Source organism: Streptomyces sp. 5K101, assembly GCF_046506645.1.
Taxonomy (GTDB): Bacteria; Actinomycetota; Actinomycetes; order Streptomycetales; family Streptomycetaceae; genus Streptomyces.
The window spans coordinates 32989-46579 of record NZ_JBKFFO010000002.1 but is presented as its reverse complement, the minus strand read 5'-3'; the positions used below and the strand labels follow the sequence as shown (position 1 = coordinate 46579).

9 protein-coding genes are annotated in these 13591 nt (G+C 70.8%); all 9 read left to right on the top strand.

Going from position 1 to position 13591, the window contains the following annotated elements; translation table 11 throughout:
• Window positions 1-631: 631 nt before the first annotated feature.
• The 9 genes from ACLB9X_RS03190 (at window position 632) to glyA (ending at window position 13531) form a co-directional block, all read left to right on the top strand.
• Window positions 632-1720, top strand: coding sequence for an S-(hydroxymethyl)mycothiol dehydrogenase (locus ACLB9X_RS03190; RefSeq protein ID WP_410358653.1), 1089 nt, complete (start codon window positions 632-634; stop codon window positions 1718-1720).
• Window positions 1717-2349 (top strand): MBL fold metallo-hydrolase, encoded by a 633-nt coding sequence (locus ACLB9X_RS03185; RefSeq protein ID WP_410358652.1) that lies wholly within the window; start codon window positions 1717-1719, stop codon window positions 2347-2349. Before ACLB9X_RS03190 ends, ACLB9X_RS03185 begins: the two co-directional genes overlap by 4 nt.
• A gap of 36 nt (window positions 2350-2385) precedes the next feature.
• Window positions 2386-4833 (top strand): FAD-dependent oxidoreductase, encoded by a 2448-nt coding sequence (locus ACLB9X_RS03180; RefSeq protein ID WP_410358651.1) that lies wholly within the window; start codon window positions 2386-2388, stop codon window positions 4831-4833.
• A gap of 85 nt (window positions 4834-4918) precedes the next feature.
• Entirely contained in the window at window positions 4919-6067 is a 1149-nt protein-coding gene (gene solA / locus ACLB9X_RS03175) for an N-methyl-L-tryptophan oxidase (protein WP_410358650.1), read from the top strand.
• 20 nt (window positions 6068-6087) lie between these two features.
• Window positions 6088-7221 (top strand): aromatic ring-hydroxylating oxygenase subunit alpha, encoded by a 1134-nt coding sequence (locus tag ACLB9X_RS03170; RefSeq protein WP_410358649.1) that lies wholly within the window; start codon window positions 6088-6090, stop codon window positions 7219-7221.
• A 275-nt stretch (window positions 7222-7496) separates the two neighbouring features.
• On the top strand, window positions 7497-10196 hold the full coding sequence (locus tag ACLB9X_RS03165; protein ID WP_410358648.1) for a SpoIIE family protein phosphatase: 2700 nt from the start codon (window positions 7497-7499) through the stop codon (window positions 10194-10196).
• 478 nt (window positions 10197-10674) lie between these two features.
• Window positions 10675-11856 (top strand): NAD(P)/FAD-dependent oxidoreductase, encoded by a 1182-nt coding sequence (locus ACLB9X_RS03160; protein ID WP_410358647.1) that lies wholly within the window; start codon window positions 10675-10677, stop codon window positions 11854-11856.
• Between the two features lie 32 nt (window positions 11857-11888).
• Complete coding sequence (gene gcvH / locus ACLB9X_RS03155; protein ID WP_410358646.1) at window positions 11889-12278, top strand: glycine cleavage system protein GcvH; 390 nt, start codon at window positions 11889-11891, stop codon at window positions 12276-12278.
• A complete protein-coding gene (gene glyA, locus ACLB9X_RS03150) occupies window positions 12275-13531 on the top strand; it encodes a serine hydroxymethyltransferase (protein WP_410358645.1) in 1257 nt (418 codons plus the stop codon). The genes gcvH and glyA overlap by 4 nt, the downstream gene beginning before the upstream one ends.
• The last annotated feature ends 60 nt before the right edge of the window (window positions 13532-13591 follow it).

The following is a 13591-nucleotide window of genomic DNA, read 5'->3' as shown; positions in this document are numbered from 1 at the left end:
GCAATCGAACGACCCTGACGGCGCAAGCGCCGAACGCGACGCCCGGCGCTGTCGGGCCTCAGTGCCGAACGCGACGCTGCGCCGGCTGTCCGGCCTCGGGGCCGAACGCGGCGAAGCACAGCTGTCCGGCCTCCTCCGGGGGCCGGACAGCTGCGTGCGGCGGGGGAGAGGTCGTCCGCCGTGGACGGCCCGGCGCTGTCCCTTTGCGGCCTCCCCATCTGCCCTGACGGCCTGATCGCCGCGGAGGCCGACCCTGCCTCGTGGCCCGTTGAACGGTCGCGGGGCACCGTCGTTTCCGGCGGTCGTGGCCGGTCGGCCGCAGGTGCTGCCGACAGCACGACAAGTTCGCCCGTTCCAACCCCTTGACAGCGGTCGCCCAGCAGGCAGACTGTTTCTTATAGCGAAGCAAGAGGCGTAATACGCAACAACCGTCTGAGCCTCCGAGCCTCCGGGCACGTCGGTCCGACACCGGTTGCCACGTCGAGGCCCGCCGCTCGCTGCGGGACCCCCGTGAACATCGACGTTCCCCCTCCCGCGTCCATCGCTCCGGCGGAGCGATGCGACGCCCCGTCATCCAGCACATCCGGCCGGACCTCGCATTCGGCCGTCTCCCTCAGCGAGGAGATCGACAGTGACACACGAGGTACGCGCCGTCGTCGCCCTGAAGAAGGGCGTTCCGGTCACGGTGGAGACCGTCCTGGTCCCCGACCCCGGCCCAGGCGAGGCGCTGGTGCAGGTGCAGGCCTGCGGCGTCTGCCACACCGACCTGCACTACCGGGAGGGCGGGATCGCGGACGAGTTCCCGTTCCTGCTCGGCCATGAGGCCGCGGGCGTGGTCGAGGCGGTCGGTGCAGGCGTCACCGACGTCGCACCCGGCGACTTCGTCGTGCTCAACTGGCGCGCGGTCTGCGGCGGCCAGTGCCGGGCCTGCCGCAAGGGCAAGCCCTGGTACTGCTTCGCCACCCACAACGCCACCCAGCCGATGACGCTGGCCGACGGCACCCCGCTGTCCCCGGCCCTCGGCATCGGCGCCTTCGCCGAGAAGACCCTGGTCGCCGCCGGTCAGTGCACCAAGGTCGACTCGACCGCCTCCGCCGCCGCGGCGGGACTGCTCGGCTGCGGCGTGATGGCCGGGTTCGGCGCCGCGGTCAACACCGGCGGCGTCGGCCGCGGGGACTCGATCGCGGTGATCGGCTGCGGCGGCGTGGGCATGGCCGCCATCGCGGGGGCCAAGGTGGCCGGCGCCGGCCGCATCATCGCGGTCGACGTCGACGAGCGGAAGCTGAGGTGGGCCGAGGAATTCGGCGCCACCGACACCGTCGACTCCTCCAGGACCGACGCCGTCGAGGCCATCCGCGCCCTCACCGGCGGCTTCGGCGCCGACGTCGTCGTGGACGCGGTGGGCCGGCCCGAAACCTACAAGCAGGCCTTCTACGCCCGCGATCTTGCCGGCACCGCCGTCCTGGTCGGCGTCCCCACCCCCGAACTGACCGTCGACCTCCCCCTGTTGGACGTCTTCGGCCGCGGCGGCGCGCTGAAGTCCAGCTGGTACGGCGACTGCCTGCCCTCCCGGGACTTCCCCGCCCTGATCGACCTCTACCTGCAAGGCCGCTTCGACCTGGCGGGATTCGTCAGCGAGAAGATCGCCCTCGACGAGGTGGAAGCGGCGTTCGCCAAGATGCACCGCGGTGAGGTCCTGCGCTCGGTGGTCATCCTGTGACCGCGCGGATCGAGCGCCTGGTCACCTCCGGAACCTTCCAGCTGGACGGGGGGAGTTGGGAGGTGGACAACAACGTCTGGCTGATCGGCGACGACCGGGAGGTCCTGGTCATCGACGCCGCGCACGACGCGGCGGCGATCGCGGCCGCTGTCGGCGACCGGCGCCTGGTCGGCATCGTGTGCACCCACGCCCACAACGACCACATCAACGCCGCCCCCGCTCTCGCCGCCCGCACCGGGGCGCCCATCCTGCTCCATCCCGCCGACTCCGTGCTGTGGAAGGAGGTGCACCCCGACCGGGAACACGGGTACTGGGACCTGGTCGACGGCGAGCTGCTGACCGTGGCCGACACCGGACTGTACGTGCTGCACACTCCCGGCCACTCTCCCGGGGCCGTCTGCCTGTACGTGCCCGAGCTGGAAGTGCTGTTCTCCGGCGACACCCTCTTCCGGGGCGGTCCCGGAGCCACCGGCCGCTCCTACTCCGACTTCGACACCATCATCGCCTCCATCCGTGACCGGCTGCTCACGCTCCCCGTCGACACCACCGTCCACCCCGGTCATGGCGCCACCACGTCGGTCGGAGCCGAAGCTCCCCAGCTCGACGACTGGATCGCCCGAGGGCACTGACCCGCCCGTCACAGAACACGAATCTGGAGGAAGACCATGGCGGCACAGCCGAAGGTGGTCATCATCGGTGCAGGCATCGTCGGGTGCGCACTCAGCGACGAACTCACCGCACGCGGCTGGACGGACGTCACCGTCCTGGAGCAGGGCCCGCTCTTCGCCACGGGCGGCTCCACCTCGCACGCCCCCGGTCTGGTCTTCCAGACCAACGCGTCCAGGACGATGACCGAGTTCGCCCGCTACACGGTCGAGAAGTACAGCACGCTGACCCTCGACGGGCAGTGGTGCTTCCGGCAGGTCGGCGGGCTGGAGGTGGCCACCAGCCCCGAGCGGCTGGCGGAGATCCAGCGCCGGCACGGGTGGCTGAGCTCCTGGGGCGTCGACAGCCGCCTGCTCACCCCCGAGGAGTCCGCCGCACTGCACCCCCTGCTCGACGCCGAGCGGATCCTCGGCGGATTCCACATCCCCAGCGACGGCCTGGCCAAGGCCCTGCGGGCGGGCGAGGCGCAGGCCCGCCTGGCGACGTCTCGCGGCGCCCGGTTCCTCGGCCACCACACGGTGACCGGGATCGAGACGAACGGGGACCAGGTCAGCGCGGTGGTCACCGACCAGGGGACCTTCCCGGCGGACATCGTGGTCTCCTGCGCCGGCTTCTGGGGCCCGAGGATCGGGCGCATGGTCGGGCAGACGGTGCCGCTGGTGCCACTGGCCCACCAGTACGCCCGCACCACCACGCTCCCGGTGCTCGAGGGACGCAACGACGAGCGCACCGAGGCGTCCCTGCCCATCCTGCGCAACCAGGACGCCGGCCTGTACTACCGCGAGCTCGTCGACCGGATCGGCATCGGCTCCTACGCGCACCGCCCCATGCCCGTCTCCCTGGACGACGTCGCACACCCGCGTGACGCCGTGATGCCGTCCTCGCTGGAGTTCACCGAGGCCGACTTCGAGGGCGCCTGGGCCGACTCGGTCACCCTGCTCCCGTCCCTGGCCGACGCGAAGGTCGAGGAGGGCTTCAACGGCATCTTCTCCTTCACCTCCGACGGCATGCCGTTGATGGGCGAGTCACCGACGGTGCGGGGCTTCTGGCTGGCAGAGGCCGTGTGGGTCACCCACTCCGCCGGCGTCGCCAAGGCGATGGCCGAGTGGCTGGTCGACGGCCGGCCGACCACCGATGTCCACGAGTGCGACATCAACCGCTTCGAGGAGGTGCAGCTGGCTCCCTCCTACGTGCACGAGCGCAGCTGCCGGAACTTCGACGAGGTGTACGACATCCTCCACCCGCTGCAACCGGCGGAAGGACCGCGCCCCCTGCGGATCAGCCCCTTCCACTCCCGCCAGGAGGCACTCGGCGCCGTCTTCCTGGAAGGCGGCGGCTGGGAGCGGCCGCACTGGTACGAGGCCAACGCCGGCCTCCCCGAGGTGGCCCGGATCCCCCACCGCAACGACTGGGCTTCCCGCTACTGGTCGCCGATCGCCGGGGCCGAGGCCCTCGTCACCCGCGAGCGCGTGGCCCTGTACGACATGACCCCGCTGAAGCGGCTCGAGGTCACGGGCCCCGACGCACTCGCGTTCCTCCAGGTACTGACGACCAATCAGCTCGACAAGCCGGTCGGCTCGGTCACGTACACCCTGCTGCTCGACGACGCCGGTGGCATCCGCAGCGACCTGACCATCGCCCGCCTTGGCGCCGACCGTTTCCAGATCGGCGCCAACGGCAACCTCGACCTGGACTGGCTGCGCCGCCACCTGCCGGACGACGGGTCGGTACAGGTGCGCGACATCACCGCCGGCACCTGCTGCCTGGGCGTGTGGGGCCCGCGCGCCCGCGACCTGGTGCAGCCGCTGACCGACACCGACTTCTCGCACCAGGGCTTCGGCTACTTCAAGGCCAAGCAGGCCTGCCTCGGCGACGTCCCGGTCACCGCGATGCGACTCAGCTACGTGGGCGAGCTCGGCTGGGAGCTCTACACCACGGCCGATCTCGGCGCCAAGCTGTGGGACACCCTGTGGGAGGCCGGGCAGGAGCTGGGCATCATCGCCGCCGGCCGCAGCGCCTTCAACAGCCTGCGCCTGGAGAAGGGTTACCGCTCCTGGGGCCATGACATGACCACCGAGCACAACCCCTACGAGGCCGGCCTCGGCTTCGCCGTCCGCCGGAAGAAGCCGCACTTCACCGGCCGGCCCGCACTGGAGGGACTCAGCGAGGAGACGGTCGGCCGCCGACTCACCGCCCTGTTGATCCAGGACCGGCAGGCCGTGGTGATGGGGCACGAACCGGTCTACGCGGCCGGACGGCCGGTCGGCTACGTGACCAGCGCCGCCTACGGCTACACGGTCGACGCGCCGATCGCCTACGCCTGGCTGCCCGCCGAGCACACCGCCCCCGGAACGCCGGTGGAGATCGAGTACTTCGGCGCCCAAGTCGCGGCCGTCACCGCCGCCGAGCCCCTGTTCGACCCCGAGATGTCACGCATCCGGCGCTGAACCGGCCACGGGCACGCGCAGAACCCACTCAGCGGGCGTGCGCGGAACCCCCTCAACGACAGCAAGATTCCCAGGAGATGGACACATGGCCCCTTCATACGACGTGATCGTCGTCGGTCTGGGCGGGATGGGCAGCGCAGCCGCCTACCACCTCGCCGCCCGCGGTCAGCGAGTGCTCGGCCTGGAGCGCTTCGGCCCGGCCCACAACCTCGGCTCCAGCCATGGCGGATCCCGCATCTACCGGCAGGCCTATTTCGAGGACCCCGCCTACGTACCACTGCTGCTCCGCTCGCACGAGTTGTGGGAGAAGCTGGCCGTCGACTCCGGCCACGAGGTCTTCACCGAAACCGGGGGCCTCATGATCGGGCGCGAGGACAGCCTGGCGTTCGCCGGCACCCTCAGCAGCGCCCGGCAGTGGGGCCTGGACCATGAAGTCCTGACCGCCGCCGACATCCGGCGCCGCTTCCCCACCTTCAACCCGGCCGCCGAGGACGTCGGCTTCTACGAGCGCAAGGCCGGCGTGGCCCGCCCTGAGGCGACCGTCACCGCCCACCTGAACCTCGCCCGGGAACACGGCGCCGACCTGCACTTCGCGGAAATGGTCCTCGGATGGGAGGCCGAGGGCCCGGGCGGCAAGGCCTGGGTGGTCACCGACCGGGGCAGCTACATCGCCGACCGGCTGGTCATCGCCCCCGGCGCCTGGGCGCCGAAGCTCCTCTCCGACCTCGGGGTCAGCGTGACGGTGGAGCGTCAGGTCATGTACTGGTTCCAGCCCGACGGCGGAACCGGCCCGTTCACCGCCGACCGGCACCCCGTCTACATCTGGGAGGACCCGGACGGCACCCAGATCTACGGCTTCCCCTCCCTCGACGGCCCTGACGGAGGCGCCAAGGTCGCCTTCTTCCGCAAGGGCGTCCCCAGTGACCCCGACACCCTCGACAGGGATGTCCACCCCGAGGAGATCGCGGCCATCGCCGAGTACCTGCGGCCGCGGATCCCCTCACTGCCCGGCCGCTTCCTCAAGGGCGCGGCCTGCATGTACAGCAACACCCCGGACGAGCACTTCGTGCTCTCCCGACACCCCGAGCACCCGCAGGTCACGGTGGCCTGCGGATTCTCGGGCCACGGCTTCAAGTTCGTGCCCGTGATCGGCGAGATCATCGCCGACCTCGCCACCGAAGGCACCACCGAACACCCCATCGCCCTGTTCGACCCTCGCCGCGTGCGCGTCTGACATTTTCCGAAGGTGACACGATGACCATCACGAATCTGCCGCCCAGCCTGATCCCTACGCTGGCGGGCGAGTACTACACGGATCCTGGGGTGTTTGCCCGGGAGCAGGAGCGGGTGTTCGAGGCCATGTGGTTCTGTGTGGCTCGGGCGGCCGAGTTGGACAAGCCGGGCGCGTTCCGTACGTATCAGGTGGGGCGGGAGAGTGTGCTGGTGTCCCGGTCGCGGGACGGTTCGGTGCGGGCGTTTTTGAACATCTGCCGGCATCGTGGGGCCAAGCTGTGCCTGGAGGAGTCGGGTGAGGTGAAGCGGGCGTTCCAGTGTCCGTATCACGCCTGGACCTATGGTCTGGACGGCAAGCTGGTGGCGGCGCCGAATCTGACGTCGATGCCGGACATCGACCGCACGGAGTACGGGCTGGTGAACGTCCATGTGCGGGAGTGGCTGGGGTATGTGTGGGTGTGCCTGGCCGAGGAGCCGCCGTCGTTCGAGGCGGATGTGATGGGCGCGGTGGTGGAGCGGCTGGGGGATCTGGAGTCGATCGAGCGTTATGACATCGACCATCTGCGGCTGGGCCGGCGTATCACCTATGACGTGCGGGCGAACTGGAAGCTGATCATCGAGAACTTCATGGAGTGCTACCACTGCGCGACGATCCATCCGGAACTGACGGAGGTGCTGCCGGAGTTCGCGGACGGTTACGCGGCTCAGTACTACGTGGGGCACGGTGCGGAGTTCGGTGAGGAGGTGAAGGGCTTCACGGTGGACGGTTCGGAGGGTCTGGACCGTATTCCGGGTGTTGCGGAGGACCAGGACCGCCGGTATTACGCGATCACGGTGCGGCCGCAGGTGTTCATCAACCTGGTGCCCGATCATGTGATCTTCCACCGGATGTATCCGATGGCGCACGACCGGACGGTCGTGGAGTGCGACTGGCTGTATCTGCCGCATGTGGTGGAGAGCGGCAAGGACGTGGACCGGTCGGTGGAGCTGTTCCACCGGGTCAACCAGCAGGACTTCGACGCCTGTGAGCGTACCCAGCCGGCGATGAGCTCCCGGGCGTATGCCAAGGGCGGTGTCCTGGTGCCCAGCGAACACCACATCGGCGAATTCCACACCTGGCTGCAGACCAAGCTCGACGCGCGGTCCGCTCACTGACCCGTCCCACCCAGTACAGCCCGTCCACCTGCCGTGCAGCCCCTCCGGCAGGTGGACGGGCCAGCACGGGATCGGCGTGCTGGCTTACCGGGGTTATTAGTACTAGAAGTATTGATATGGGCGTATTCCGGCGATCGTCCGTACCGTCATCCCGGCGCTTCACCGGGTGGCGTACGTGGAATCGGCGTGCGGCCCGGCGCCTGGGGACCGGGCAGCCGGCCGGGTCCGAGGGGGACCACGCCGCGCAGCCCCGGACGCCGGTACGCCTGCCCTCCGTGCTGAGCGTGCGCAGCGTCGCCGGGCAGGTCTTCGTCCTGCAGTTGGCGGTCGTCACGCTGCTCGTCGTCGCTGCGGTGGTGGCCCTCGTGCTGCAGGCCCGCAGCGCGAGCCTGCAGGAGGCCCGTGAGCGCTCGCGCGTCGGCGCCCAGACCTTCGCGCACGCCCCGGGCACGCTGGCGGCCATGGAATCCGCCCACCCCAGTGCGCTCCTGCAGCCGCGAGCGGAGAAAGCCCGCAAGGAATCCGGGGTCGACTACATCATCGCGTTCGGTCCGGACGGCTTGCGCTGGACCCACCCCGACCCGGACCTGATCGGCAAGAAGGTCGTCGGCTCCTACGCGGACGCGCTCGCCGGCCATGTGCACCAGGAGACCTACGACACGCCAGGGGTCGGCCGCGCGGTGGACACGATGGTCCCCGTCTTCGGCGCCGACGGCTCGGTCGTCGGCATGGTGTCCGTGGGTATCACGGTCAAGAGCGTGAACGAGCAGGTGGAGAGCCAGCTGCCGTTGCTCTTCGGTTCCGCCGCCGCCGGGCTGGTCCTGGTCTCCGGCGGGTCCGCGCTGGTGAGCCGGCGGCTGCGGCGGCAGACGCACGGTCTGGAGCCGGCGGAGATGACGCGGATGTACGAGCACCACGACGCGGTCCTGCACTCGGTCCGGGAAGGCGTGCTCGTCATCAGTGGCGAGGGGCGTCTGCTGCTGGCCAACGACGAGGCGTGCCGACTGCTGGATCTGCCCGAGGACCTGGACGGCCGGCGCATCACCGACCTCGGGCTGCCCCCACGCACTGCCGCGCTGCTGGCCTCGGGCCGGGCCGCCACCGACGAGGTGCTGCTTGCGGGGGAGAGGCTGCTGGCGGTCAACCTGCGGCCGACCGCCCCGCACGGAGGCCCGGCGGGGAGTGTGGCGACCCTGCGGGACACCACCGAGCTGCGCGCACTGACGGGCCGGGCCGAGGTGGCGCGGACCCGCCTTCGAATGCTCTACGACGCCGGGGTGCGGATCGGCACCACGCTGGACGTGGTGCGCACCACCGAGGAACTGGCCGCGAGCGCGGTCCCCCGGTTCGCCGACTTCGTCACCGTCGAGTTGCTGGATGCGGTCCGGCGCGGTGAGGAGCCGGACGGCGCGAACCTGACGATGCGCCGCACCGCCGTACGCGGCATCCGGGCCGACCACCCGCTGTACCCGGCGGGCGAGGTGATCACGTTCCTGCCGACGATGCCGCAGGCGCAGGGGCTGCAAAGCGGTCACGCCGTGCTGGAGCCCGATCTGAACCTCGCCCCGGCCTGGCAGGCGCTGGATCCCGAGCGGACGGTGCGCGTCCTGGGTTTCGGCATCCACTCGCTGATCACCGTGCCGTTGCAGGCCCGTGGCATGGTGCTGGGGATGGTCGACTTCTGGCGCTCGGAGCAGGATCCCTTCGTCGAGGAGGATCTGTCCTTCGCCGAGGAGCTGGCCGCCCGTGCGGCGGTGTGCATCGACAATGCCCGCCGCTTCACCCGTGAGCACACCCTGGCGGTCACTCTGCAGCGCAGCCTGCTGCCCCGCCGCCTGCCCGAGCAGTCGGCCCTGGAGGTGGCGCACCGTTACCTGCCCGCCCAGGCCGGGGTGGGCGGGGACTGGTTCGACGTCATCCCCCTGTCCGGTACTCGCGTCGCCCTGGTCGTCGGCGATGTCGTCGGGCACGGCCTGCACGCCTCCGCCACCATGGGCCGCCTGCGCACCGCCGTGCACAATTTCTGTGCCCTCGACCTGTCCCCCGACGAGCTCATCGGCCACCTGGACGAGCTGGTCGCCGACATCGACCAGAGAGAGGCGGCCGAGGGCGAGGGCGAAGGCGTCACCGGTGCCACCTGCCTGTTCGCCATCTACGACCCGGTCTCCGGTCAGTGCAGCATCGCCAGGGCCGGCCATCCCTCACCCGCCCTGGTGCACCCCGGCGGCATCGTCACCTTCCCCGACGTGCCCGTCTCCCCGCCCCTCGGCCTGGGCGCGGGCCTGCCGATCGAGACCGCCGAACTGCACCTGCCCGAGGGCTCCCGACTGGTCCTGTACACCGACGGGCTCGTCGAGGACCGCGACCGTGACATAGACACCGGCCTCGACCTCCTGCGAGGCGCCCTGGCGCACCCCGACCACACTCCGGAACAGGCGTGTCAGGCGGTACTCGACGCGCTGCTGCCCGCCCGCCCCAGTGACGACATCGCTCTGCTGGTGGCCCGCACCCGGCTGCTGGACCCGGACCGGGTCGCCGGGTGGGACGTACCCTCCGATCCGGCTGCGGTGGCCTCCATCCGCAGCGCCTGCGTCCGTCAGATGGAGACATGGGGCCTGCACGAGATCACCTTCACCACGGAGCTCATCCTCAGTGAACTGGTCACCAACGCGATCCGCTACGGCGCCGAACCCGTCAGACTGCGCCTGCTGTACGACCGCGACAGCCTGATCTGCGAAGTCACCGACGGCAGCAGCACCTCCCCGCACCTGCGCCGGGCGGCCACCACCGACGAGGGCGGCCGGGGACTGTTCCTCGTCGCCCAGTTCGCCCAGCGCTGGGGCACCCGGTACATGGCCCGCGGCAAGGTCATCTGGACCGAACAGTCCCTGGACGAGGCGCCGGCCGGGTTCGGCGGCGCCATGGGCGACATCTTGCTGGACCAGCTGGACGAGCTGGAAGAGCCGGGCCTGTGACCGCAGACCGTCACCTCCTGGGCCGGCCCGTCCGTGCGTAGTCGCCTCGTCGGCGACGACGGCGGCAGCACCGGCGTTCCCGCACGCCCCCGCTGCGGCGGCCCCGAAGGACACCGACCGGCTGTTGAGTATGGTGCAACACGGTGCGCCATGGCGGACCGATGCGGCTTTCTCTCTTGACAACCCCGAGGTCAGCCGAAAGCATGTTGCGTATAGCGAGTTTGGTTGTGCTATTCGAGACGGCCACCACTCCCGCTCCGTCGTCACACCGGGTGCCGCCCCGGTCGACGGCTCCCCACCCCAGTCGGGCACCCGCAACCCGGAGGTTCCCCATGATCACGGTGTGCCGGATCGAACACCTGCCGCCTGGCGAGTCCAGCCGCGTCACCCGCCCGTCGGCGAACGGCACGGTGGGCACCCACCGGGCCTGCCGGGCCGACCGCCACGTCCCACTCCATGTCACCGTCGGGGAGCCGGCATGAAGAGCATCACCGTCGTCGGAGCGTCGCTGGCCGGCCTGAGCACGGTCCGCGCACTGCGCGCGGAAGGCTACGACGGCGACCTCGTCGTCATCGGCGAGGAGCGCCACACGCCCTACGACCGCCCGCCGCTGTCCAAGGACTTCCTCAAGGGCGACCTCGACGCCGACGCGCTCGCGCTCGGCGACCCGGACGAGTACGCGGACCTGGACGTTCAGTGGCTGCTCGGCGAGCGCGCGACGCGGCTCGACACCGCGGCCCGGACCGTCACCCTGGCCGGAGGGCGACAGCTGCTCACCGACGGGGTCGTCGTCGCGACCGGCGCCAGTCCCCGGACGCTCCCCGGCGCGAAGGGCCTGGCGGGAGTCCACACCCTGCGGACCCTGGACGACGCCAAGGCCCTGCGCGCCGAGCTGCTGGACGGCCTGCCCCGCGTCGTCGTCATCGGCGCCGGCTTCATCGGCGCCGAGGTGGCGTCCACCGCTCACCAGCTCGGGCTCCACGTCACCGTCGTCGAGGCGCTCGACGTACCACTGGAACGCCAACTGGGGCGCGAGATGGGGCTGGTGTGCTCCTCGCTCCACACCGATCACGGAGTGCGCCTGCTGTGCGGGACCGGCGTGGCCGGATTCGACGGCGACGGCCGGGTCACCGGCGTACGGCTGGCCGACGGGCGACTGCTGCCCGCCGACATCGTCGTGGTCGGCGTGGGCGTACGGCCCGCCACCGACTGGCTCGCCGGTTCCGGTGTTCAGGTGGACGACGGAGTGGTGTGCGACGCCGGCTGCGCGACCAGCGTCCCGGGCGTGGTCGCCGTCGGTGACGTCGCCCGCTGCCCCAGCCCGTTCACCGGGCGGCACGCCCGCATCGAGCACTGGAGCAACGCCACCGAGCAGGCGAAGACCGCCGCCCGCACGCTGCTCTCCGGCGTGCCGGCCCCGGCCCCGCGCACCGCGCCGTACTTCTGGTCCGACCAGTACAAGGTGCGCATCCAGCTCGCCGGACACGTCGCCCCCGGGGCCGAGCCGCAGGTCGTCGAGGGCGACCTCGACAGCCGCTCCTTCACGGCCGTCTACCGGCACGAGGGCAACCCCGTCGCCGTACTCTCCCTGAACCAGCCGAAGCTGTTCAACCGGCTGCGCCGCACCCTCACCCCGGCCGTCGCGGCCGCCGTCTCGTGAGCTCGTCCGTGCGGTCCCGGCGGGAGACCTCCATGAGCGTTCCGCAGCACCTGAGGTACACCTGGGACCACGAGTGGCTGGACGTGGACAAGGGCAACGCCACCGTCGGGATCACCGCGTTCGCGGCCGAGGCGCTCGGCGATGTCGTCCACCTCCGGCTGCCCGAAGTCGGCACCCAGGTCGAGGCGGGGGAGAGCTGCGGGGAGATCAGGTCACCCACAGCCGTCAGCGGCCTGTACGCACCTGCCTCGGGCGAGGTCCTGGAGGTCAACACCGCGCTGGCCGACGACCCGGGCGCGGTCAACGCTTCCCCCTACACCGTCGGCTGGCTGTTCAAGCTGCGGGTCGAGAACATCGCCGGCGCCCTGTCCGCCGACGCGTACGCCGCGTACTGCGCCCACACACAAGGAGACCGCCGATGACCCTCTTCCACCAGCCCCTCCACGAGCTGGACCCGGATGTCGCCGCCGCTGTCGACGCCGAGCTCCACCGTCAGCAGTCCACCCTGGAAATGATCGCGTCGGAGAACTTCGCCCCGGTCGCGGTCATGGAGGCCCAGGGCTCCGTCCTGACCAACAAGTACGCCGAGGGCTACCCCGGCCGCCGCTACTACGGCGGCTGCGAGCACGTCGACGTGGTCGAGCAGATCGCGATCGACCGCATCAAGGAGCTGTTCGGCGCCGAGTACGCCAATGTGCAGCCCCACTCGGGCGCGTCGGCCAACCAGGCCGCCCTGTTCGCCCTCGCCGAGCCCGGCGACACGATCCTGGGGCTGGACCTCGCGCACGGCGGCCACCTCACGCACGGCATGCGCCTGAACTTCTCCGGCAAGCAGTTCGACGTGGTGCCCTACCACGTCGACGAGGCCGGACTCGTGGACATGGCCGAGCTCGAGCGCCTCGCCAAGGAGCACCGGCCGAAGGTGATCATCGCCGGCTGGTCCGCGTACCCGCGGCAGCTCGACTTCGCCGCCTTCCGCCGGATCGCGGACGAGGTCGAGGCGTACCTCTGGGTCGACATGGCGCACTTCGCGGGCCTGGTGGCGGCCGGGCTGCACCCCAACCCGGTGCCGCACGCCGACGTGGTCACCTCCACCACGCACAAGACCCTCGGCGGGCCGCGCGGCGGGATCGTCCTGGCGAGGAAGGAGTTCGCGAAGAAGCTGAACTCCGCGGTCTTCCCCGGCTTCCAGGGCGGCCCGCTGGAGCACGTCATCGCCGCGAAGGCCGTCTCCTTCAAGGTCGCCGCGAGCGACGAGTTCAAGGAGCGCCAGCAGCGCACCCTCGAAGGCGCCAGGATCCTCGCCGAGCGCCTGGTCCGGGCGGACGTCACCGAGCACGGCGTCTCCGTCCTGTCCGGCGGCACCGATGTCCACCTCGTCCTGGTCGACCTGCGCAACAGCGAGCTCGACGGACAACAGGCCGAGGACCGCCTCCACGAGGTCGGCATCACCGTCAACCGCAACGCCGTCCCGAACGACCCGAGGCCCCCGATGGTCACCTCGGGCCTGCGGATCGGCACCCCGGCCCTCGCCACCCGCGGCTTCGCGGCCGAGGACTTCCGCGAGGTCGCCGACATCATCGCCGAGGCCCTCAAGCCCACCTACGACGCGCAGGCCCTGCGCGCCCGGGTCACCGCCCTCGCCGACAAGCACCCCCTCTACCGCGGCCTGTAACCGACCACCCTCACAAGGGACATGCTCACGGCACGGTCGGCATGTCCCTCCAATCCCACG

What these genes read in the sequence shown, in the direction of transcription:
- ACLB9X_RS03180 (WP_410358651.1), top strand. Translation starts at nt 2,386, where the DNA reads ATGGCGGCACAGCCGAAGGTGGTCATCATCGGTGCAGGCATCGTCGGG.
- solA (WP_410358650.1), top strand. Translation starts at nt 4,919, where the DNA reads ATGGCCCCTTCATACGACGTGATCGTCGTCGGTCTGGGCGGGATGGGC.
- ACLB9X_RS03170 (WP_410358649.1), top strand. Translation starts at nt 6,088, where the DNA reads ATGACCATCACGAATCTGCCGCCCAGCCTGATCCCTACGCTGGCGGGC.
- ACLB9X_RS03160 (WP_410358647.1), top strand. Translation starts at nt 10,675, where the DNA reads ATGAAGAGCATCACCGTCGTCGGAGCGTCGCTGGCCGGCCTGAGCACG.
- gcvH (WP_410358646.1), top strand. Translation starts at nt 11,889, where the DNA reads ATGAGCGTTCCGCAGCACCTGAGGTACACCTGGGACCACGAGTGGCTG.
- glyA (WP_410358645.1), top strand. Translation starts at nt 12,275, where the DNA reads ATGACCCTCTTCCACCAGCCCCTCCACGAGCTGGACCCGGATGTCGCC.